The 22110-nt window shown below is 66.3% G+C and carries 18 protein-coding genes; 8 read left to right on the plus strand and 10 right to left on the minus strand.

The features are described 5' to 3' along the window. Positions 1-58: 58 nt before the first annotated feature. The 3 genes from AADJ02_RS11015 (at position 59) to AADJ02_RS11025 (ending at position 3908) form a co-directional block, all read left to right on the plus strand. Positions 59-1522, plus strand: a complete 1464-nt coding sequence (locus AADJ02_RS11015) for a polysaccharide lyase family 7 protein (RefSeq protein ID WP_341213056.1) — start codon at positions 59-61, stop codon at positions 1520-1522. Positions 1523-1701: 179 nt separating this feature from the next. Further along, on the plus strand, positions 1702-3069 hold the full coding sequence (locus tag AADJ02_RS11020) for an MATE family efflux transporter (RefSeq protein WP_341213057.1): 1368 nt from the start codon (positions 1702-1704) through the stop codon (positions 3067-3069). A gap of 71 nt (positions 3070-3140) precedes the next feature. Next, positions 3141-3908 (plus strand): SDR family oxidoreductase, encoded by a 768-nt coding sequence (locus AADJ02_RS11025; RefSeq protein ID WP_341213058.1) that lies wholly within the window; start codon positions 3141-3143, stop codon positions 3906-3908. A 51-nt stretch (positions 3909-3959) separates the two neighbouring features. Here the strand turns inward: AADJ02_RS11025 and manD are convergent, their stop codons facing one another. The 4 genes from manD to AADJ02_RS11045 form a co-directional block, all read right to left on the minus strand. Beyond that, positions 3960-5183, minus strand: coding sequence for a D-mannonate dehydratase ManD (gene manD, locus AADJ02_RS11030; protein ID WP_341213059.1), 1224 nt, complete (start codon positions 5181-5183; stop codon positions 3960-3962). Positions 5184-5232: 49 nt separating this feature from the next. Beyond that, positions 5233-6360, minus strand: coding sequence for a Gfo/Idh/MocA family oxidoreductase (locus tag AADJ02_RS11035; protein ID WP_341213060.1), 1128 nt, complete (start codon positions 6358-6360; stop codon positions 5233-5235). 92 nt (positions 6361-6452) lie between these two features. Then, positions 6453-8000, minus strand: a complete 1548-nt coding sequence (locus AADJ02_RS11040) for a sugar ABC transporter permease (RefSeq protein ID WP_341213061.1) — start codon at positions 7998-8000, stop codon at positions 6453-6455. A gap of 166 nt (positions 8001-8166) precedes the next feature. Then, on the minus strand, positions 8167-8925 hold the full coding sequence (locus tag AADJ02_RS11045) for a GntR family transcriptional regulator (RefSeq protein WP_341213062.1): 759 nt from the start codon (positions 8923-8925) through the stop codon (positions 8167-8169). 598 nt (positions 8926-9523) lie between these two features. Here AADJ02_RS11045 and AADJ02_RS11050 point away from each other — a divergent pair. Together AADJ02_RS11050 and chrA are read left to right on the plus strand one after the other, a co-directional pair. Then, a complete protein-coding gene (locus tag AADJ02_RS11050; protein ID WP_341213063.1) occupies positions 9524-10345 on the plus strand; it encodes a chromate resistance protein ChrB domain-containing protein in 822 nt (273 codons plus the stop codon). Further along, positions 10342-11673 carry a chromate efflux transporter gene (gene chrA / locus AADJ02_RS11055; protein ID WP_341213064.1) on the plus strand — a complete coding sequence of 444 codons (1332 nt, stop codon included), beginning with the start codon at positions 10342-10344 and terminating at the stop codon, positions 11671-11673. The genes AADJ02_RS11050 and chrA overlap by 4 nt, the downstream gene beginning before the upstream one ends. Positions 11674-11730: 57 nt before the next feature. Here the strand turns inward: chrA and AADJ02_RS11060 are convergent, their stop codons facing one another. Continuing rightward, positions 11731-12354 carry a glutathione S-transferase family protein gene (locus tag AADJ02_RS11060; protein ID WP_341213065.1) on the minus strand — a complete coding sequence of 208 codons (624 nt, stop codon included), beginning with the start codon at positions 12352-12354 and terminating at the stop codon, positions 11731-11733. Positions 12355-12432: 78 nt separating this feature from the next. Between AADJ02_RS11060 and AADJ02_RS11065 the strand changes: the two genes are divergently transcribed. Continuing rightward, complete coding sequence (locus AADJ02_RS11065; RefSeq protein ID WP_341213066.1) at positions 12433-13116, plus strand: YafY family protein; 684 nt, start codon at positions 12433-12435, stop codon at positions 13114-13116. 73 nt (positions 13117-13189) lie between these two features. On the opposite strand, the gene AADJ02_RS11070 is transcribed toward AADJ02_RS11065, so the two are convergent. Beyond that, positions 13190-13912, minus strand: a complete 723-nt coding sequence (locus AADJ02_RS11070; RefSeq protein WP_341213067.1) for a DUF1194 domain-containing protein — start codon at positions 13910-13912, stop codon at positions 13190-13192. Positions 13913-14153: 241 nt separating this feature from the next. Between AADJ02_RS11070 and AADJ02_RS11075 the strand changes: the two genes are divergently transcribed. Further along, positions 14154-15803 (plus strand): BCCT family transporter, encoded by a 1650-nt coding sequence (locus tag AADJ02_RS11075; RefSeq protein ID WP_341213068.1) that lies wholly within the window; start codon positions 14154-14156, stop codon positions 15801-15803. Positions 15804-15881: 78 nt separating this feature from the next. On the opposite strand, the gene ggt is transcribed toward AADJ02_RS11075, so the two are convergent. After that, entirely contained in the window at positions 15882-17672 is a 1791-nt protein-coding gene (gene ggt / locus AADJ02_RS11080) for a gamma-glutamyltransferase (protein WP_341213069.1), read from the minus strand. A 184-nt stretch (positions 17673-17856) separates the two neighbouring features. After that, positions 17857-19077 (minus strand): alpha/beta fold hydrolase, encoded by a 1221-nt coding sequence (locus tag AADJ02_RS11085; RefSeq protein WP_341213070.1) that lies wholly within the window; start codon positions 19075-19077, stop codon positions 17857-17859. 579 nt (positions 19078-19656) lie between these two features. Between AADJ02_RS11085 and AADJ02_RS11090 the strand changes: the two genes are divergently transcribed. Beyond that, positions 19657-19794: a hypothetical protein gene (locus AADJ02_RS11090; RefSeq protein WP_341213071.1), complete on the plus strand. Its 138-nt coding sequence runs from the start codon at positions 19657-19659 to the stop codon at positions 19792-19794. Between the two features lie 239 nt (positions 19795-20033). Here the strand turns inward: AADJ02_RS11090 and AADJ02_RS11095 are convergent, their stop codons facing one another. Then, positions 20034-21545, minus strand: a complete 1512-nt coding sequence (locus AADJ02_RS11095; protein ID WP_341213072.1) for a tripartite tricarboxylate transporter permease — start codon at positions 21543-21545, stop codon at positions 20034-20036. Between the two features lie 9 nt (positions 21546-21554). After that, on the minus strand, positions 21555-22091 hold the full coding sequence (locus AADJ02_RS11100; protein WP_341213073.1) for a tripartite tricarboxylate transporter TctB family protein: 537 nt from the start codon (positions 22089-22091) through the stop codon (positions 21555-21557). Positions 22092-22110 lie beyond the last annotated feature (19 nt).

Consider the following 22110-nt stretch of genomic DNA (forward strand, 5'->3'; position numbering starts at 1 on the left):
GAGTTTTAAATCAGTCTGCGCGCAAGCGCGGTTCGACCGCTCGGGGAGGAGCGATAAGATGAACAAGACCAAATGGTTGCGCGGCGGCTCCGCGCTAATTCTCGCAAGCGTGCTGTGGCCCGCGACCCAGTCCGCCGCAGCCACGCCAGAGGCCTGCGCCGATATCTCGCCTCTGGCCATCAAGGCTGCCGTCGACGATGGCAGCTTTGACGCCGAGTACGGGCCCGAACGGGTTTTCGACAACGACTTCGACCCGGACTCGCGCTGGTCCTCGGAAGGGGCGGGCAAGCAGGTCACCCTTGATCTGGGGGAGGCGCAGACGATGAGCGCGGTCGGGCTTGCCTTCTACAAGGGCGACGAGCGCCGCACGATGTTCGACATCGAGGCGTCGGAGGACGGCGAGGCCTGGACCACGCTGATCGAGGGCGGCCAGAGCGGCGGGACGACCACCGCGATCGAAACCTTCGAGGTGCCCGCCACGCAGGCGCGCTATCTGCGGCTCACCGGGCAGGGCAACGAATCCAGCGGCTGGAACAGCCTGATCGAGATGCAGGCCTTTGGCTGCGGTTCGGGCGAGATCGCGGAGCTGAGCGATGGCAGCGACACGGCACGGGTCGCCAACATGAGCAAGACCGGGCTCGACCTGCGCATCGACGTGCCGCCGAGCGAGAACTTCGACCTCTCCTACTGGAAGCTGACCCTGCCCGCCGATCTCGACGGTAACGGCAAGGTCGACGAGATCTCCGAGACCGATCTCGCGGGCTACTCCGACGAGCGGTTCTTCTACACCGATCCCGTCACCGGCGGCATGGTCTTCCGCACCGTTCCGGGCGGCGTCACCACCTCGGGCTCCAGCTACACCCGCTCGGAGCTGCGCGAGATGATGCGACGCGGCGACGAGAGCATCTCGACCCGCAACGACGACGGCACGCCCACGGCCAACAACTGGGTGTTTTCCTCGGCCCCCGAAGAGGCGCAGGTCATGGCCGGCGGCGTCGACGGGGTGATGCGCGCGACGCTGGCGGTCAATCAGGTCACGCGGATGGGCGAGGCGGGCAAGGTCGGCCGTGTCATCATCGGCCAGATCCACGCCAAGGACGACGAACCGATCCGGCTCTATTATCGCAAGCTGCCGGGCAACAAGTTCGGTTCGATCTACTACGCGCATGAGGCGGTGGGCGAGGACGACGTCTATGTCGAGATGATCGGCGATCGCGGCAACCACGCCGAGAACCCCGATGACGGTATCGCGCTCGACGAGACCTTTTCCTACGAGATCGCGGTGCGTGGCGAAGAGCGGGATGGCGAGATCCATCCGATGCTGCACGTCTCGATCACCCGCGACGACGGAAGCCGGATCGAGGCCGAGCCCTACGACATGAGCGAGAGCGGCTACTCGGTCGCCGACGACTTCATGTATTTCAAGGCCGGGGCCTATTCGCAAAACAACACCAGCGACCAGCCCGAGCGCGATTTCGATCAGGTGACCTTCTTCGATCTCGATATCGAACACGGCAGCTGACACCCGGATCGGGGCGGGCGGCGGGATCACGACCCCGCCGCCCGCAACCGCGGCCCCGCCCGGCCGCCACACGCCCCCCCCCAAGGGGGCCTTTGTCGTCGGGGGCACCCCCGCCGCCGCGAGATTCCCCCGAGCGCCGCCCTTTCGAGGCTCGCGCCTTTCGCCCTTGATGGAACATCATGTCCGACACCGCCGCACGCGCCGACACGACGCCCTCCAACCGCGATGTCTTCAACGTCGCATGGCCGCTGACCTTCAAGGCGATGATGGTCAACGCCATCGTGCTGATCGACGCCTATCTCGTCTCCGGTCTGGGCGAACCCGCGCTTGCGGCGATGGGGCTGGCGGCGGCTTTCGGTAGCCTGCTGGTCGGCACGCTCATGGCCTTTTCGACTGCCACGCAGATCCGGCTTGCCCAAGCGGCGGGATCGGGGCGGCGGGTGGCGCTCAAGACCGGCTTTTACGCAGGTCTCGTGACCAACCTCGCCGTCGGGGCCAGCGGGGTCGCGCTCGTGGCGCTGTTTGGCGGCGGGATGCTGGAGCGGATGGCGCATACGCCGTGGATCGCCGAACAGGCCAAGAGCTACCTCTACATCTTTCTCATGGTGGTGATGTTCGAGGCGGTGGCGCAAAACATCGGCAGCTTCTTCAACGGCAGCGGCCGCACGATCATTCCGCTCAAGAGTTTCCTCATCGCAATCCCGATCAACGTCACCACGAGCTACCTGCTGATCCACGGGGCCTTTGGACTGCCGGCTCTCGGCGTGGCCGGGGCCGCGATCGGCAGCGTGCTGGGCGCGGCGACGCGCAGCCTCTACATGGGCGTCAGCTTTTACCGCGAGACCGGCGGTTATCTCGACGAGCCGGGCTGGCTGCATGGCACGCTGCGCCGCTCTCTTGCGCGGCACCTGAGTTTTTCGATGCCGATCGCGGGCACCTTCGTCAGCAATGCGGTGGCCAATTACGCCGCGACGCTGCTGTTCGCCAAGATGAGCGTGAACCAGTTCGCCGCGATGACGCTGATCCTGCCATGGGTGCAGGCGGCGGGCACCTTCGGCATCGCCTGGGCGCAATCGACGGGGATCATCGTGGCCCAGCTTCTGGGCAACGACCGCGGCAGCGAGGAGCTCGACGCCTTTCTCGGCCGCGCCTGGCGCATGGCCTTCGTCGCCGCCGGGCTGGTGTCGCTGGCCTATCTGGTCATCTGCCTTGCCTCGACCCGGATTTATGCCGGGCTCGAAGCCGAGACGACGGCGGCGCTTTTGAGCTTCCTGCCGGTGCTCTTGGTGCTGCCCTTCCCCAAAGGGTCGAACGCGATCTGCGGGCAGACCCTGCGCGCGGGGGGCGATACGCTTTACGTGATGAACATCTTCGTCGCGGCGCAGTGGCTGGTGCGGATCCCGCTGACGGCCCTGTTCGTGCTGCACCTCGACCTGTCGGTGACATGGGTCTTCGCGCTGTTTCTGGTCGAGGAACTGGTCAAGTTCCCGCTGTTCCACATGCGGCTCTACAAAGGCGAATGGAAGCGCGGCCTCGCCGTCGAGTGACACGCAAACCGAGAAAGGAAACGCGACATGCCAATGATCCCGCGAGACCCCGCATGGGTGGAGGCGCGCCGATGAGCGCGCCGTCATTCGACCTGACTGGCAAGACAGCGCTCGTCACGGGGGCAAGCCGGGGTATCGGGCGCGGCATGGCGCAGGCCTTGGCGGCGGCGGGCGCCGATATCATCGGTGTCAGCGCCACCATACCCGATGACGGCGGCGCGGTGGGGACGGCGGTGCGCGACATGGGCCGCCGTTTCACCGCCCTTGCCTGCGATTTTTCAGACCGCGCGGCGGTGCGCGCGTTGGCCGCGCGGATCGAGCGGGACGCGCCGCCGATCGACATCCTGGTCAACAACGCGGGCATGATCCGGCGCGCGCCCGCCGCCGAGCATGGCGACGAGATCTGGGACGAGGTGATCGAGGTCAATCTTTCGGCGCAGTTCGTGCTGACCCGCGAGATCGGGCGTGGCATGGTCGAGAGGGGGGCGGGCAAGATCATCTTCACCGCCTCGCTGCTGAGCTTTCAAGGCGGGATCACCGTGCCGGGCTATGCCGCTTCCAAGGGCGGGATCGCGCAGCTCACCATGGCCTTTGCCAACGAATGGGCGGGCCGGGGCGTCAACGTCAACGCCATCGCGCCGGGCTATATCGACACCGACAACACCGAGGCACTGCGCGACGATCCCGAACGCTCGGCGGCGATCCTGTCGCGCATTCCGGCGGGCCGTTGGGGCCGGGCCGAGGATTTCGGCGGGCCGGTGGTGTTCCTCGCCTCCGAAGCCGCGTCCTACATGCACGGGCATGTCATAGTGGTCGACGGCGGCTGGATGGGCCGTTGAGGCAGGCATGCCCGGCCCGGTGCGGGTCGGGCACGCCGCTCCAAAGCCGGTTCAGTAGTTCCACATCGTCCCGTCTTCGAGCCGCACGACAGGGTGGCTGCCGGGCGCGTATTCGTAGCGCGCGGCCTCATCCTCGTCGAATTCGACGCCGAGGCCCGGCGCGTCGCTGACGAAGACCATGCCGTTTTCCATCCGGTGTTCGGAGGGAAACAGCGCGTCGCATTCTGGCGTGCCGAGCACGAGGTATTCCTGGATGCCGAAATTGGGCGCCCAGGCGTTGAGATGCGCATGGGCCGCCATGCAGATCGGCGAATGGCTCGGCGCGCCGTGAAATCCGGTGCGCACGTGGTGCAGCGCCGCGAGATCGACGATGCGGCGGGTCGGGGTGATGCCGCCCGCATAGGTCGCGGCGATGCGGATGAAGTCGATCAGCTCTTTCTCGATCAGCTTGTTGCAGTCATATATCGAGTTGAACACCTCACCGATGGCCACCGGCACGATGGAGTGCTGCCGCAACAGCCGCAGCGCGTCCTGATCCTCGGCGGGCGTCGGGTCCTCGAGCCAGAACAGCCGCGCGGGCTCGACCTCCTTGGCGAACTGGGCCGCCTCGCGCGGGGTAAGGCGGTGATGCACGTCGTGCAGGATCTTCAGATCCGGGCCAAAGCGTTCGCGGATGCGCATCAATGCCTCGGGCATGAAGCGCATGTATTTCTCGCTGTCCCAAGCCTCGACCTTGGGGCGGATGCCGGAGTAGTCGGTGATGAAGTGCCTTGCACCCTTTTCCTCGGGGACCGCATAGCTTGCCGTCGGCATGCCGGGGATGCCGCATTGCACGCGCACGGCTTTGTAGCCCGCCTCCACGTAATGCGCGATGGAGTCCATCAGGTCCTCGAGATCGGCGCCGGTGGCATGGGCATAGACCAGCGCGCCGTCGCGGCTTTTGCCGCCCAAGAGATCATAGACCGGCAGGTTCGCGAGTTTGCCCTTGATGTCCCACAGCGCCATGTCGATGGCGCCGTAGGCGGCCATGGCGATCGGGCCGCGCCGGAAATAGGCGCCGCGATAGAAGAACTGCCAGATGTCCTCGCTGCGGCGCGGGTCCATGCCGATCAGGTTCGGGATCAGGTAGTCCTGCAGGTATTTGGCGGGCAGGGTCTCGCGGTTGTTCAGCGTCGCGTCGCCAAGGCCGTAGACGCCCTGATCGGTCATGATCTTGAGCGTCACGTAGTTCTTGGCAGGGCCGCCGACGAACACCTTGGCATCGGTGATCTTCATTTGGGGTCTCCGTGTAAGGGCCGCTTGCAGCCCGTCGCTTGGGGGATGGTCAGGCGTTGCTGGTCAGGTCGGTCCAGGGATCGCCCTCGCGGATCAGGTCGATGATGCGCTGGTACTGGCTGCCTTCGCGGAAGGTCGGATAGGGGTCGACCTCCTCGCCGCGAATGTCGCGGACGAACTCGCGCGCGAGATAGTGCCAGCACTGCTCAGTCTCGCCTTTGACATCCGGCACGGTCGCAGCGATCTCGTCGGGGAGGGTCTTTTTCTGCCAGCCCTTGCCGTCGTGCAGATGCAGCGCCCCGTTGCCGTAATGGCCTTCGAGGTAGATCGCGCCCTTCTGGCCGTAGAACACGATGTGATCCTCGCGAAAGCGCGGCACCAGCCCTCCGTGCTTGAACAGCACCGAGACCGGCGCATCGGCAAAGCGGCTCTCAAGCCGGGCCATTACGGTATAGGACCACTCGACGTCGCTCTCGCCCCATTCGAGCGTGGGGTCGTCGAGATCGGTGGGAATGAAGTCGCGCCGCGTGGCGAAGTTGTGCACGCCCTCGACGATCGGCGCGCGGCCCAGATCGTCGCGCACCTCTCCGGCGATCTTCAGGATCCTGTCGCCGACCACCGAGGCCACGATCGACAGCGTGTGAGTGAAGTTGTTGTTCAGGCGCCCGCCGCCATCCGCCTTGCGGTGCGACCAGCCAAAGGGAATCTCGCGTTCGAGGTTGAAGTGCGAGATGCACTCGACTTCGGTGGGCGCGCCGATCGCACCCGCCGCCACCAGTGCCTTGGCGTGCAGCACGCTCGGCGCATAGCGAAAGCTCGCGGCATAGGCGGTCTTGATGCCGCGCTCGCACGCAAGGTCGTGCAGTTCGGACGCGGTGTCGCCTTGGGTCGTCATCGGCTTGTCGCAGAAGACATGCGCGCCGTAAGCGATGGCCTGCCTGATCGGCTCAAAATGTGCGCCGCCCGGCGTCGCGATGGAGACGATGTCGGGGCGGCACTGCTCAAGGGCGGCCTGCCAATCGGTGCCGGCAAAGGGGATGTCCAGCGTGCGAGCCACCTCGCTCACGACATGCGGCGTCCGGCCAACCATGCCCACCACCTCGGCCCCGGCGGCCCGGAACGCCGCCGCGTGGCCCTGACCGGCGAAACCGGTGCCTTGGATCAATACTCTCGTCATCTTATCCTGCTCTCGTCCTGATCCCGGCGCGCGAGGCCCGTGCGCCGGAGGAATGGGGAAGGGGGGCGATGCCGCGGCACCGCCCCGTCGGCTCAGCCGTATTGGCGTGCGTAGGCGGCGTTCATGACCTCGAGCACCTGGTTGAGACCCATCTTGTCGAGCGTCGCGACATAGCTGTCCCAGTCGGCCTCGATATCACCGTTGCCCAGCACCCAGGCCTGCTGACGCTCGAGCATGTAGCTCTGGATCGAGGGCCAGTACTTGTCATAGACCGCCTGCTCTTCTTCGTTGAAGGCAACGCCGAGGAACTGATCGACCAGCAGGTCCTCGCTGTCGTAAAGCTCGATCCCTTCGCGCGCGGCCTGCGCGGTCCACTGCCACTCGTAGCGGTAGTCCTGCCAGTAGCCCTTCTTGATCTGCGCACCGATCTCCCACAGTTGGCTGTTCACCGGCTGATCGCTGTTCAGCACCGCGTCGGTGAACACCGGCTCGCCGTCGATCATCTCGTATTGCTCGCCCTCGACGCCGAAGTTCGACAGCAGCCGGCCTTCCTCGGTGAACCAGAAGTCGAAATACTTGATCGTCTCGACGGGGTGGGCATTGGAGTGGCTGATCGCCCAGCCGTCGGGCTTGATCGGGATGCGGCTGTGCTCCTCGATGCGCTTGCCGCTGACCGAGGCGGGCGGCAGCATCGGCACGAAGTCAAAGCCCTCGACCCGGTCGGCCAGCGCCGCGTTGTAGCCCGAGGTCGAAGCGAACCAGTCGTGCGTCATGCCGCCCAAGTTCTCGCCCAAGAGGTAGTCGCGCGCCGATACGCCGCGGGTGAAGATCTCGGCGTCGATCAGCCCCTCTTCGTACCAGCGCGCGATATTGGCCAGACCGGTGCGATAGCTCTCGCGCGCATAGGGATGCACCACGCGGCCCTCGTCATCGACCATGAAGTCATGCGGCGTGTCCGAGCCCGAAGAGCGCCCGTCCCACAGCGTCACGAGGCGGATGAGTTCCTCCCAGTCGCGCGCGAAGAACGGCACTTCGTCTTTCTTTCCGTTGCCGTTGGGGTCCTGATCGCGGAAGGCCACCAGCACATCGTAAAGCTCATCCACCGTGTCGGGCCGCTCCAGCCCCAGCGCGTCGAGCCAGTCCTGACGCACGAACCAGGCGCGGCCATATTTGCCGTCGGGCAGGTAGGGGATGTAGTACATCTTGCCGTCGAAGGCCGAGATCGCCTGCCGCAGCTCGGGGCGCTCGTCGAAGAAGGCCTTGATATGGGGCGCGTGCTCCTCGATCAGCTCGTTGAGCGGCAGGAACGCGCCTTGCGGGCCGTATTCATTGACCGGCTGCTTGATCAGCTGGCTGCCGACGATGTCGGGCATGTCGCCCATCGCCAAGAGCAGGTTCATCGCCTCTTGGGTGTCGGCGGTGTTCTTGCCCGCCGTTGCCTCCTTGAGGTGAATGCCGGTCAGCTCGCGCGCCTTTTGCTCGACGGGGTAGCTTTCGTTGTAGCCTTGGGAGCGGTCCCAATGCATGTGGATCGTAAGCTCCAGCGGCTCATCGGTGATCCGCAGATCCTCGTTCGCGGTGACGGCGCCCGCCAGACAGGTCGTGCTCAGGATGGCCGAAGCCAACGACGCTTTACGCATGGTATCCTCCCTTTCGCGTATTTCGGTCCGTTCGTGTCGTTCGTCGTGTCGGCCCTCCCCGGCCGCGCACATGGGGTCTCGTTCCGCGCGAACAGGCTCGTGCGGAGGCGGCGCCGCGCCGGGTTGTGGCGCGGGCCGAGACATTCTTGGTTTCGGGGCAATGCCCCTAGTTGGCGGTCGGAAGCTCGATCAACCCATCCAGCCTCTCATCCGTGAACAGCACGCCGATCTGCCGATCCAGATCGCCGATATGCGCCCTGAGCGCCGCCTCGGCGCGCTCGGGGTCGCGCGCGTGGATCGCCCGCGCGATTTCGCGATGCTCTTCGATCACTTCCGCGCCGCGCAGGATCCGATGCCGGCGCCGGATCACCCGGGCCCGGTTGAGATCGAACTGCGCGCGCCGCGCCGTCCTCCAGGCATCGGCATGGCCAGAGAGGACGAAAAGCTGGCGGTGAAACCTCTCGTTGAGATCGAAGAAGGCGGCTGGATCGCCCTTTTCGAGCGCCTCGGCCTGGCGGACCAGAATGGCGTCCAAGTCTTCGACCCTGTGCCGCGGGTCCGGATTCTGCGCCGCGTCGCGCACCGCGCCGATTTCGAGCTGCAGGCGGATGAAGCAGGCAGTGGTATAACGGGTGACCGAGATCTTGGTGACATAGGTGCCGCTCTGCGGGACGATCTTGACGAGGTTGACCTCATCAAGGCGGATCAGTGCCTCGCGCACCGGCGTCTTGCTGGCACCAAGGGCTGCGGCGATTTCTTTTTCGGTAATCTTCTGACCGGGCCGCAACCTCACGGAAACGATCAACTCTCTCAGGATGTCAAACACTTGGAAGGTGATGTTCGCGTCGGTTTCGAGACGAACGCCCGCCAGCAGATCCGCGATGGAGGTCGGTCTCGTGACCCCGTGGGACGGCGACAGTCTCATCTCTTGCCCCCCTTTGGCGACAGCGGCAAACGCCTCCTGCGCGACATCTCGCAGCGTCGTAAAACTAATATCTTAGATTCGTCATGTTGTAAATCAAAAGTAACTATTTGTCATGTTGAGAGCGGCGACGACCGTTGTTCTCACTGTCCTCGCCTCGGCTGGTACGCCTTCACCCAAGGGCTCTAGCGTCGACATGAGGCTACTTTGAGCGGGATGCGGCTCTCCGATGGGGTGCCTCGCCCCCAAAACCGGAACGGCGGCATATGCGGTCCAAGGGACCATTCGAGGCGGCGAAGCGGTGGTCTTGCAACAGCCGGAACTGCCTCACCGCAACCCTTGTATATCCACGAGCGCTCGCGCTGGCCGTCGTAACGAAGATCGCAACGCGGTAAGGCGGCGCTTCCGCTCCGCGTCACAGGCCCCCCGCGCGGGCCCGCTGATCGTGAGGCTTGCGAGGCGCTGGCCTCTCTGCGATCATTCGCCCATGGGGCCCGCGAACGCCTCGTGAGGCTCAGGCCATGGTTTCGCATCCTCGTCACATCGGACGCATAGGTCCGAGCTGTCGCACGGTCTCCGCAAGACCGGGAAAGGATGCCACATGCCATCACCCACCGAAATCACCGTCTCGCAGCTTGCGCGGCTCGTCGGCACGCCGGAGGCGCCGGTGCTGATCGACCTGCGCATCGAGGCGGACTTTGCCGCCGATCCCCGGTTGATCCCGGGCGCGGCCCGGCACGACTTCACCACGGTCGAAGCCCTTGTTCCCAAGCTCGCGGGGCGACGCGTCGTGGTCTATTGCCAGAAGGGGCGCAAGATATCGCATGGGGCGGCCGCGCTTATGCGGGCGCAGGGCATCGCCTGCGAGGTGTTGGAGGGCGGGCAGATCGCGTGGCGCGACGCGGGCGCCCCGATGATCGAAGCCTCGGCCCTGCCGCCCCCGGACGCCGAAGGGCGCAGCCTCTGGGTCACCCGGCACCGGCCCAAGATAGACCGCATCGCCTGCCCGTGGCTGCTGCGGCGCTTTGTCGATCCGCGCGCGCGCTTCTTGTTCGTGCCGCCAGAGGACGTGGCGCTGGTCGCCGAGAAATTCGGCGCGACGCCCTTCGACGTCGAGGGGCTGGGCCTGACCCATGTGGGCGCGCTTTGCTCCTTCGACGCCGTCCTCGCCGCCTTCGGCCTGCGCGACGCGGCCCTGAACCGGGTGGCGACCATCGTGCGTGGGGCTGACACCAACCGGCACGACCTCGCCCCCGAGGCCGCCGGACTGCTCGCCCTGTCGCTGGGCCTGTCGCGCATGTTTCGCGACGACCTCGCGCAGCTCGATGCCGGGATGATCCTGTATGACGCCCTCTTTCGCTGGGCGCGGGATGCGACGGGGGAGGGGCACGACTGGCCCGCCGCCTTGGCAGGGTCGTCATGACCGCCGGGGTGTCGCCCGAGGCCGTGCCTCTCCCCGCCGCGCCCCCGACGCTTGCAGAGGCAGCCCGCGTCTGGGGGCGTATCGGCGTGCTGTCCTTTGGCGGCCCGGCGGCGCAGATCGCGCTCATGCACCGGATGGTGGTCGAGGAGCGCGGCTGGCTCACCGAGCGGCAGTATCTCGACGCGCTGTCGTTTTGCATGCTGCTGCCGGGGCCGGAGGCGATGCAGCTTGCCACCTATGCGGGCTGGCGGATGCACGGCGTGCGCGGCGGTCTTGTCGCGGGCGGGCTTTTCGTGGGGCCGGGGGCTCTGGTGATCGCCTGTCTCGCGGCGCTCTACGTGCGGTTCGGCGACCTCGCTATCACCGGGGCGCTGTTCCTCGGGGTCAAGGCCGCCGTGCTGGTGATCGTGATCGAGGCGCTGCTGCGCGTGGCCCGCCGCGCCCTGATCGGCACCGAGGCCCTCGTTCTGGCGGCGCTGGCCTTTCTCGCGTTGTTCATCTTTGCGGTGCCCTATCCGCTGATCGTCGCGGGGGCGGCGGTCTGGGGGGCGCTGCGCTTCAGGGGCCGGACCGCGCGACAGGAGAGCGCCCCTGTCGAGGGGGTGCGCCCCTCCCGTCCGATCATCGGCACGATCCGCACGACCGCCCTGTGGCTCGGGATATGGGCCGCGCCGCTGATCGCGGTCGGACTGCTCGCGCCGCCGGTGTTCGGCGACATGGCGCGGTTCTTTTCGGTGCTGGCCACGGTGACCTTCGGCGGGGCCTACGCAGTGCTGGCCTACATGACCCAGGAGGCGGTCGCCACGCAGGGCTGGCTCACAACGGGCGAGATGCTCGATGCGCTGGGGCTGGCCGAAACCACGCCCGGCCCGCTGATCCTCGTGACCGAGTTCGTGGGCTTTCTGGCCGGGCATCACGCGGCACCAGAGGGGCGCGCGGCGCTTCTGTGGGGCTTGGGCGGGGCGCTGGTCACGCTCTGGGCCACCTTCGCGCCGTGCTTCTTGTGGATCTTCGCGGGCGCGCCTTGGATCGACCGGATCGCGGCGAAACCGGTGCTGCGCGCCGCGCTCGCGGGAGTGACGGCGGCGGTGGTGGGGGTGATCGCGAACCTGTCGCTGTGGTTCGGGCTGCATGTGCTGTTCGGCGTGGTCGACACGTATCAGACCGGCCCGCTGCGGATCGCGGTGCCGGAGCTTGCCAGCCTCGATTGGCGCAGCGGCGTCATCAGCCTCGTCGCCACCGTCATGCTGCTGCGCTGGCACAGGGGCGTGCCACTGACCCTCGCGGTCTGCTCGGCCTGTGGCATGGGGATGCTGGCGCTGGGATAGCGCGGCGCACCGCGAACTTGTGTCGTGGCGGCCGAGGCCCGACCGCCACGGGTCCGTTCAGGCCGCGCCGGCCTGTTCGACATATGCCGCATCGAACGCGGCCATCCGGGCCGCCGAAGGGCGGGTCTCGCAGCGGTCGATCCACGACCGGATCGCCGGATGATCCAATGTGGCCTCGGGGAACCAGGTGAAAGGCGACACCAGCAGCAGGTCCGCCGCCGTGAAGGCCTCGCCCATCAGGAAGGGCGTCTGCTCCAAGGTCGCGGCCAGCCGCGCCGCCAATTCGGCGCGACCTCGGAAGGTGCGATCGAGGAACGGATGAGACAGCTCGGCCGCGCCGAAGACCAGCACCGGTTCGACCACGTTGCCGTACCAGGCAAGCCAGCTCAGATAGCGCCCGCGCAGCGGCTCGCCCGCCCCCGGCCCCATCCCGGCCTTGGGAAACAGGTCGGTGAGATAGAGGATGATGGCGTTGGATTCCCATATCTCGACGCCGTCATGTACCAAGAGCGGCACCTTGCCCTCGGGATGCGGGTTGTTGTCCGCACCGGGGCTGACCGAGCCGTCATTGCGCAGGAGCGGTACGATGCGGATGTCGATCTCTTGGGCGATTCCAAGCTCGTCGATCAGGCGGATGATGCGGGACGACCGGCTGTGCGGCGCGTGATAGAGGGTCAGCATGGGAGAGATCCTTTCAATGTGGCGTCGTTCCGAGTGCTGTTCTACGCTGGGCCTACTGCCAGTTTCCGTCAGGATCCCATGAGCCGCTCCGCCCGTCTTTTGCGCCTGCTGACAGTGCTGCGCTCGCGTCCGGGGCCTGTGACCGCAGCACAGCTCGCACGCGAGACCGAGGTATCGGAGCGGACGCTTTATCGCGACATCGCCAGCCTGCGGACGGGCGGCGCGTTGATCGACGGTGCGCCGGGGTTTGGCTACACGCTGACCGAGGACCCGGCCCTGCCACCACAAAGCTTCGATCGGATCGAGATGGAGGCGCTAGTGCTCGGCCTGAGCGACGTGCGCCAGCGCGGCGATCCGCAGATGGCGCGAGCCGCCGAAACCGCTCTGGCCAAGATCGCCGCGACCCTGCCGGAGCGGCTGCAGCGACAGATCCTGCATGCGACCCACATGGTGCATCGCTTTGGCGCGCCAGCGCAGCAGGCACCGGATCTCTCGGTGATCCGGGCGGCCTGCTGGGATGAGTGCGCGCTCGACATCGCCTACCGCGACGCCCACGGGATCCCGAGCACCCGTCGCATCCACCCACTGGCGGTCGTCTATCTCGACACCGGCGTCGGTGTTCTGGCGTTTTGCTGTCTGAGACAGGCGTTTCGCAAGTTTCGCGTGGCGCGGATCGAGGCGGTGACGCCGACGAACGAGAGCTTTCGTCCCAACCGCGCGCGGCTGTTGCGCGCCTATCTGGCCGAGCTGTCGGAGAACTGAGCGCGACCCCACGCCGATGCCCGCCACGGGAGCGAGCACCATGACGCCCGCACCGGGCGGGCCGCCCGGCGTCTCACTTTTCGCAACAGGCGGCGGTCCGGATGTCGCCCGGCGCAGATCCGGCGATTTCCAGAACCAGTTTACGGCGCACGGTTTCGGCGAATGTCGCGCGGCTTTCAGCCGTCACCATGAAGGCGCCGGGCCCGCCGATGATGCGCGCGGTGTATTCCGCCTCGAGGTTGGCCCCCGCACGGCGGCCGTCGCCCGGCCGAAGGATCGGCAGCGCGTTGATGGTGATGCCCGCCGCGATCACGGCGTCGCGGGCGCTGGCGATCGACGGCCCCGAGGAGTTGCCGATGCTGTCGCCGGAAAAGTCGATCACCGCGCGCGGTGCGTCGATGTCGTTGTCTTCGATGAGGCGCTTGCCCTCGAGCAGCGCGCCGCCGATGGCGTTGCGTCCGACCGCGCGCCGGGGCGGCCCGAGCAGGGCGTCGGCAAAGCCCGCAGCTGCGTCCGGCCCGTCGATGATCGTCCAATCCACCACCACGGCGGTGTTGGTGGCCCATTCGACATAGGTGACGGCGATGGTGCCATAGATCGACTCTTCGATCGCCGCTATCACCTTGGGATCGGTGATGGCGAGGGCGTAGCCCTGCCGCTGAAAAGCCAGCTCTTCGCTGTCGATCGAGCCGGAGGCATCGGCGAGCAGCACCAGCTCCAGCCCGGTCTCCCGCCGCTCCTGAGCGACGGCCTCTCCGGCGAAAACGAGTGCGATCAGGAGACCAAGGCCCTTCATGGGTTCGAAGCTAACCCGATTTGGTGCCGGTGGAGTCGAAAAATGTCGTGACGTCCGCAGATCCATGGCAGCCGGTTCCCGCATTCAAGACGCGACCACCGTAACCGACCACGCCGGGCGGCGTTTTGCCTAAGGCTCCCTGCGCATGACGCGGGTTCCCGCTGCAAGATAAATGTGAACGCCTCGCGGATCTGCACGTTGCGCCTGAACCACATCTCTTGGAGGGCACAGGATGTCAGGTATGAGACCGCAGGAGCGGTTCTGGATATTTCCCAAGGTGAACCGACCCGTGTTCATCGTTTCGGCGGCGTTGATCGTCGGCTTCATATTGTTCGGCGCGATCTTCGACGAGTTGGCCAACACCGTCTTCACCTCGGTGCAGAGCTGGCTTGCGGGCTATTTCGGCTGGGCGATGATCATCCTCGTCAACCTGCTGCTGGTCTTCACCATCTTCATGGCCGTAGGGCCGTTCGGGGATGTCCGGCTGGGACGGATGGACGAGAGCCCGGAATACTCGCTGTTCTCGTGGACCGCGATGCTGTTCAGCGCCGGCATCGGTATCGGCCTGATCTATTGGGGCGTGGCCGAACCGATGTATCACTACTTTGCGCCGCCGGGTGCCGATCCCGAGACGGTGCGCGCGGCCCAAGAGGCCATGGCGATCAGCTTCATGCATTGGGGCTTCCACGCTTGGGCGATCTACGCCGTGGTGGCGCTGGCGCTGGCCTATTACCATTTCCGCAAAGGCCTGCCGCTGGCGATCCGCTCGGCGCTCTACCCGCTGATCGGCGATCGGATCTATGGCCGCTGGGGCGATCTGGTCGACATCATCGCGGTGTTCGGCACGATGTTCGGTATCGTCACCTCGCTGGGCCTTGGCGCGACGCAGGTGAACGCGGGCCTGACCGAGCTGTTCGGCGTGCCCAACAATGTCGCGGTCCAGATCGCTATCATCGCCGCGATCACCGGCATGGCGACACTGTCGGTCGTCGCCGGTCTCGATGGTGGCATCAAGCGGCTGTCCAACATCAACATCGTCCTGACGCTGCTGTTTCTCGCCTTCATGGTGATCGTCGGGCCGACGCTGTTCATCCTCGACAGCTTCGTCGACAACTACGGCTACTATCTGACCCGTCTGGTTCAACTCGGCACCTGGAACGAGGGTTGGCAGGGCGGCAATGAGGCAGGCAACTGGCAGGAAAGCTGGACCATCTTCTACTGGGCCTGGTGGGTCAGCTGGGCGCCCTTCGTCGGCGTCTTCGTGGCACGCATCAGCCGCGGTCGCACGGTGCGCGAGTTCATGCTCGGCGTGATGCTGATCCCCTGCTCAATCATGTTCTTCTGGTTCACCGCCTTCGGCGGGACCGCGATCTCGATCTCGTTGACCGGGGACACCGCGTTGGTCGACGCCACGCGTGAGAACTATGCCAACACCATGTTCGTGCTGCTCGACTATTTCCCGTTCTCGGGCTTCACCTCGCTCTTTGCGACAGTGCTGATCGTGATGTGGTTCGTGACCTCGTCGGACTCGGGCAGCTTCGTGATCGACATGCTGACGGCGGGCGGCGATCCGAACCCGCCGAAGGTCCAGCGCATCTTCTGGGCGGTGTCCGAAGGTGCCGTGGCCTCGGTGCTGCTGCTGGCAGGGGGCTTGGGCGCGTTGCAGGCGGCGGCGGTGATCGCGGGCTTTCCCTTCGCGGTGGTGCTGGTGCTCATCGCATGGGGTCTGATCCGGGCGCTGCGCTGGGATAACCTGATGGTGCACCGTCACCGCCAGCGGTTCCGGAGCGATGCCGAGGCCGAGCACAACATGGGCAGCGAGACGCATGACGCCTATGCCGCGATCGACGCGTCGCAGCCGGTGACGGGGGAGCGCGCCCCGGCCGAGTGAAACGCCGCGGCGCCCGTCGCAGGACGGGCGCCGCAATCTTGACGGCCGGGGCAGGGGACCGCCCCTCGCCGCTGCGCCTCAGTCGCCCAAGGCGATGCCTTCGCGCCGCGGATCGGCACCCCCCCGAAGCGTCTCCCCGATCTCGATCGCGTGCAGCCCCGAAGTCAGGTCGCGGATGTCGGTCTCATAGCCGATTTCCTTGAGCGGCCCATCGAGCGCCTCGGCCTCGGTACCGGCCTCGAGATCGAAGGTCCCGAAGCGGTTCACAAGATGCGGCGCGGCGAGGGCCTGCTGCACATCCATACCCCAATCGGCCCAGTTGACGATGGCCTGCGCGACATAGCCGATGATCCGGCTGCCGCCGGGCGAGCCGATCACCAGCACCGGCGCGTCGCCCTGCATCACGATGGTGGGCGCCATGGAAGAGCGCGGCCGCTTGCCCGGCTCGACCCGGTTGGCGATGGGATAGCCTGCGTCATGCGTGGCAAAGCTGAAATCGGTGAGTTCGTTGTTCAAGAGGAACCCCCGCACGAACAGCCGCGAGCCAAAGCCGTTCTCGATCGTCGTGGTCATCGACAGCGCGTTGCCATCCGCGTCGACGATGGAGATATGGCTGGTCGACGGCAGCTCGATCGACATGTCGTCGCCCCAGAGCATCGCGTGCTGCCATTCGGGCTCGCCCGGTGTTACCTCCGGCAGGGCGTCGTCACCCGACAGCAGCGCCGCGCGGCCCGCGAGATAGGTCGGATCGACGAGACCTTTGGTCGGCATCGGCACATAGTCGCTGTCGGCCATGTAGCGACCGCGATCCGCGAAGGCGAGACGCGAAGCATCGCCGATCAGCCGCCAGCCTTCGGCGCTGTCGGGTCCCATTGCGCCGAGATCATAGGTGTTGAGCATGCCAAGGATCTGCCCCACGGTCAGCGCGCCCGAGGAGGGCGGCCCCATGCCACAGACCTCGTAATCGCGGTACGGGGCGCAGACCGCCTCGCGCTCGATGACCTCGTAATTCGCGAGGTCGCGCTCGGACAGCACGCCCGGATTGCCCTCGGCCCCCTGCACGGTCGCCACGATATCGGCGGCGACGGGGCCGCCATAGAACGCATCGGCGCCGTCATTGGCGATGGCGCGCAGCGTCTCGGCGTAATCGGGGTTCTTGAGCGTGTCGCCTTGCGCGATGGCCGTGCCGCCGGGGAAGAAATATGCCGCCGTGGCCGGAAAGCGCCGCAGCCGATCCGCGTCGTCGCCGACCAGAGAGGCAAGGCGCGGCGAAACCTCGAAGCCGTCCTCAGCATGGCGGATGGCCGGGTCGAACAGATCCGCCCAATCGGATTTGCCCCATCTTTCATGCGCCGCCTCGAGCAGGCGCGGCGTGCCGGGCGTGCCGACCGACAGGCCGCCCACCACGGCGTCGAAGAAGTCGAGCGGCTGGCCGCTCTCGTCCTGAAACAGCGTCGGCGTCGCGGCCAGCGGGGCCGTCTCCCGCCCATCGAGCGTGGTCAGCTCCCCCGAGGCCGCGTCGTACCAGACCAGAAACGCGCCACCGCCCAAGCCGGAGCTTTGCGGCTCCACCAGACCCAGAACCGCCTGCACCGCGACCATCGCGTCGGCGGCCGATCCGCCCGCGCGCAGCACTTCGGCCCCGGCCTCGACCGCGAGCGGATTGGCGGCGGCGACCATGAAGGTCTCGGCCTCGACCGGCTGACCCGCCGACTTGGCCTCGATCGCGGCGCGGGCCGCTTGGGACAGACCGGCGATCGTGCCCTGCGAGGGGCCTTCGGTCGTGATGGCATCGGCGGCCTGCTGCGCCGGCAAAGGTCCGGCGGCCAGCAGGAACGGGATGGCGGCCAAAAAACCTGAGTGCTTCATCTTACCCTCCACTTTCGGTTGTGCCCATGAAACCCACCATGAGGCCTTGCGGCAAGCCGCATCGCCAAATCGACGGGTCGAAAGGGTCGGTAACGCGAAGGGCCGTGAGCCGTGGGCACCGCACCGCTCTCGACCTTGCGCGCGCCATTCGCCCTTTCCCTCGGCGCATCCCTGCGCGCTCGGGCTACGCGCTCAAGGTCGTTTTGATGACGCTTGTCTCCGCCAGCGTGCGATGCACCGGACATTTGTCGGCAATACGCAAGAGCGCGTCCCGCTGATCATCGGTCAACTCCCCTTGCAGATCGAGCGTGCGTGCAAACACATCGGTCTTCTGCCGGGTCTCGTCGCAGGCCTCGCAATCCTTCAGATGGTCACGGTCATGCGTGACGTCGACAGCGACATGCGTGAGCGGAATGGCCTTGCGGCGGGCGTAGAGCCGGAGGGTCATGGCGGTGCAGGCGCCAAGCCCGGCGGCGAGAAGTTCATAGGGGGTCGGTCCCGTATCCGTACCGCCGACCGTGACCGGCTCGTCGGCCTGCAACCGGTGTCGGTCACCGACCGAAATGTCCTGTCGAAACCCGCCCGCGCCAGCTTCGCTGACGCGCACGATGCCTTCGGGCGCCGAAGCGGAGGCCTGCCGTGGCATCGCGTCCAGATAGCGCGCGGACCATGCCGCGATGACGTCCGCGGCATAGGCGGCATCCGTCTCATCGGTGATCAGATGGTCGGCGCTGTCGAGCGTCACGAAGCTCTTGGGATGCCGGGCCGCCTGAAATATCTCGCCGGCGTTCTCGATCCCCACGGTCGCATCGCGGGGCGCGTGCATCACCAGCAGGGCCGCGTCGAGATCGGCCAGTGTCGTGGTGAGGGAAGCCCCGGCGATATCGTCCAGAAACGCCTTGCGGATCGTGAAGTCGCGGCCAGCCAGCGTGACCTTGGCGGCGCCGTTTTCCCGGATTTCCTCCAGCGCGGGACCGAAGTTGTTGGATACATGCGCGGGATCGAAGGGGGCGGCGATGGTGGCCACGGCCCGCAGACCTGCGATCTGGGGCGCGGCCTTGATGACGGCGGCGCCGCCCAATGAATGGCCGATCAGGATCTGCGGGGGCATGTCGCGCTGTGCCAGATAATCGGCCGCGCACACCAGATCGGCAACGTTCGAAGAGAAATGAGTATTTGCGAACTCGCCTTCGGAATGTCCCAGACCGGTAAAGTCGAACCGCAGGACCGCGATGCCCCGCGCCGCAAGCCGCCCTGCGATGCGGCGGGCGGCGGGAATGTCCTTGGAGCAGGTGAAGCAATGCGCAAATATGGCGCTGCCTCGCGTCGTGCCCTCGGGCAGGTCCAGACGCGCGGCCAGAGCGTGTTCGGCATGTCCTTGGAATGTAATGCGTTCGGTCGGCATGGTGGCCTCCTGTTTTCGGTGCCGGACGGCGGCGACGTCCGCGGTAACCGCAAGACATAGCCCGATGCCGCGCTCCGCAATGAGGATGGCGGCCTGCCCGAGACAAACCCGGCGAATGCGGACCTGTCTTGCGCCGCGCGCCAGATGGGTGGATCGCCGCCGGGCTCCGAAGCGGCTAAGCTCCGGTGGTCCGGGTTTTCGAAACCGAAACGGATACCGGATCAGCTTGCGCTGCCGGGCGCGACGGCCACTGGTTCTCAGCTGCGCGGCCATGGCGAAGTAGCCCACGACCTTAGGCATTCAGGGTTTTGGAAATGATTGTGCCTGAGCTCGCGGTAGATCGTTGAGCGGCAACAGGACAATCTCGCCGCAATAGTTGCGACGGACATCTTTGCCTGTAGAGGGTCTTCAACAGACGCCGTTCTCGTAGATCCAGCTCGCGGTGGGCCATCTTCCAAACTCCTGTGTTTACGACAGGATAGAGCAGTTGTCGCAACCCAGCTTAGAAAGTGCCAGTCCGTCCGGGAAAAGGGACACCTCGGCCATCACCCGTCCTGCGCAACAGAGCTTGGCAGGACTGTGAAGAATCAGACCGACGAACCGTCGGAATGCGTCCTCGTGCGTTCGGATCAACAGCCGGTCGTGGTCAACTTCGACATCGAGCCGGTCGAAGCCGTGAAGGAAGTCCGCTGGATCAATCCGAACCATCCGGCTTGAATTGACTGCAACGGCACGAAAATCGCTTTTCGGCTGAGCAACGCGCCTTCGATATCATCTCCGTGGACAAGACCGACGACCGAGTATCAATCGGGCGTCCGAGAAGGGCAGAGGGCGCAAATCAATAGCGCACGAGGGGCCGTCCGGCCCCGAATGCTTGACGGGCGATCGAGACAAGTCTCTCCAGCCGGCGCAACGGGGCTGACTTGCAGCCGTACGAGAAGTTGCCGATTGCGCCGTCACGCCTGCCCAGGGCGCAGGCGGGCGATCACGCTTCTCCGCAAGGCGAGCGGCGCGAAGACGACCAGCAGCACCGCGAGATCCAGAGCCAGGATGATCGTGGCAATGGGACGCTCTAGGATGAACCAGGCGCCATTGTCGGAAAACAGCAGCGTCCGGCGGAAGCTGCCTTCGGCGATCGGGCCCAGAATCAGCCCGATCACGATCGGCGCCAGCGGATAGCCATAGCGGCGCAATCCGAAGCCCAGCACGCCGAAGACCAGCATGACCCACAGATCGTCGACCCGCGACTGGACCGAGTAGACGCCGACGATGGACAGCAGCAGCACCATCGGCACGAGGTACTGCTTGCGCAGCTTGAGCACCCGCACAAAGAGCGGCGTCATCAGCATGCCGACGACGAACAGCACCACGTTCGACACCAGAAAGGCGAGGAAGATGCCGCCGACCGCGTCGCCCGACAGCGCGAACATCTGCGGTCCCGGCACGAGACCCAGCAGCAGCAGCGCCCCGAGCAGCACGGCGGTGGCCGCGTCGCCCGGTATGGCCAGCGCCAGCGTCGGGATCATTGCGCCGCCGCAGGCCGCATTGTTGGCGCTTTCGGTCGCCACGATGCCGCCCTCAGCGCCCTCGCCATACGCCGCATCCCCCTTCAGGGGCCGGCTGCGAGCGATGGCATAGGCGGTGAAGGAGGCGATGATGCCGCTGGCTCCGGGCAGGGCGCCGAAGAACACGCCGATCGCCGAGGAGCGCAGCAGATTCTTCCAGTGCCGCAGCGCCATCCAGAGCGATCTCATGGAGACGCGCACCGCCTGCACCTGGGGCTTCTTGCGAAAGCCGCCTTCGAGGATCTGGAAGGCCGCCTCCGAGAGCGCGAAGAGACCGACGATGATGGCGACGATATGGACGCCGCCCGAGAGCGCGTTGGTGCCGAAGGTGAAGCGGGCCGCGTTCGACAGCGGGTCGCTGCCGACCATGGCGATCAGAACGCCGAGCGCGCCGGTCATCAGCCCCTTGATCGTGCTTTCGTTGGAGACGACCGAGATCGACAGAAGGCCGGTGATCGCCAGCGCAAAATACTCGGGCGGGCCGAAGTTGGTGGCGATCGCGGCCAGCGCCGGGGCGCCGAGGATCATCACGATGCCGCCGAGCACGCCCGCGATCGACGAAGAGGCGATGGCAAGCCCGATGGCATCGGCCGCCCGGCCGTTGCGGGCCATCGGATACCCGTCGAGCAGCGTCGCGGCGGCGAGCGGCGTGCCGGGAATGCGCAGCACGATGGCCGAGATCGCCCCGCCGCAGGATCCGGCGACGAAGATCGCCATCAGCAGCCCCATCCCCGCCACAGGCTCCATGTGAAAGGTCATCGGCAGCATCAGGATGATCCCGATGAGCGGGCCGAGACCGGGCAGCACGCCCACCACCATGCCGATTACGGTACCTAGTACGACGCCACCGATGACCTGCCAGGACTGGAAGCTGTCGAGCCCCGCGAGAAGAATGTCGAACATGGCGCGTCCTTACGACAAGAGGCCGAGCCGGGCCTGTGGCAGCACCACACGCAGTAGCTCTTCGAAGACATAGCCCACCGCCAGCGTCATCAGCACGGCGATCAGTGCCGCGATCCACAAGGGGCGCGCCTTGAGCAGCCAGAACAGCGCGAACAGGAAAACCACCGTCGCCGCGTGAAAGCCGGCCGTCGGCAGGGCGACGAGATAGGCCAGCAGGACGCCAAGGCCGGCGAGGGCGCGCGCGATGTTGCCGCGTCTAGCCTCGAGCCGGAACTCGTCGCTAAGCAGGACGCGGCGGCGCAGAAGCTGGATCAGCTGCAAGCCGCAGAGCCCGAGGATGAGATTGGCCACGAGCCGGGGAAACAGCGCCGCGTTGTTGACCGCATCGCCCTCGGCATAGCCCGCCGCCGTAAGCGGGCCCAGGATCTGCTGGTGGACAAAAAGGCCCAGCATGGTGAACCCCGCAAGCATCGCCCATTCGCCCAAGGCCACGCGGTGCACCGGTTCGGGGCCGAGACGGGCCTCGATCTTCGCGCTGTCGGTCATGCTGTCCTCCTTGCGCTCT

The sequence above is a fragment of the uncultured Limimaricola sp. genome (assembly GCF_964022235.1).
Lineage (GTDB): Bacteria > Pseudomonadota > Alphaproteobacteria > Rhodobacterales > Rhodobacteraceae > Limimaricola.